General features: G+C 60.6%; 1 protein-coding gene. It reads left to right on the forward strand.

What is annotated here, in order from left to right:
• Positions 1-35: 35 nt before the first annotated feature.
• Positions 36-254, forward strand: a 219-nt coding sequence (locus tag AC0L30_RS43255) for a phage integrase N-terminal SAM-like domain-containing protein (protein ID WP_473406821.1), incomplete at its 3' end; no start/stop codon positions are given.

Below are 254 nucleotides of genomic sequence, written 5' to 3' on the forward strand. Positions count from 1 at the left end.
GTTGGAGCCCATCCCCCTCAGACAGGAGTATCGAGATGGCCGATTTGAGCCCTCTTCGCCGCCGCATGATCGAAGACATGACCGTCCGCAATCTGTCGCCGGCGACGCAACGATCCTACATCAGCGCGGTTTCGAAGTTCAGCCGCTATTTCGGCCGATCGCCTGACCGGTTGGAGTTGGAAGACGTCCGCGCCTTCCAGGTGCATCTGGTCTCGACCGGCATCTCATGGCCGGCGCTGAACCAGATCGTCTGT

It is taken from the genome of Bradyrhizobium sp. MI1.11 (assembly GCF_055811255.1).